Raw genomic sequence first — 224 nt, forward strand, 5'->3', positions numbered from 1 at the left:
CCTCTGGCATGTCCTTCACGCAAGGCATCAGTCATAAGGGTCCTTTCCACTCTCACTGCATCCCAGAAGTCATCATAACCCTGTAGCTGCGCCTCATTGAAAGCCCCCTGTTCCAACTGTCCGACAGCCTTCTTTATCTCCGGAACGGACATCAGGTCCTGAGGCACATTATAAGTCGTTTCACCTATTTCGGTCAGATAGCGGAGCCAGAGAACATGCATCTT

At 50.9% G+C, this 224-nt stretch carries 1 pseudogene; it reads right to left on the reverse strand.

What is annotated here, in order from left to right:
* Positions 1-224, reverse strand: a pseudogene (locus tag H6A61_RS15735) (hypothetical protein); the annotation flags it as partial.

This window comes from Bacteroides caecigallinarum (assembly GCF_016901995.1).
In the GTDB taxonomy this organism is placed as follows: Bacteria; Bacteroidota; Bacteroidia; order Bacteroidales; family Bacteroidaceae; genus Phocaeicola; species Phocaeicola cellulolyticus.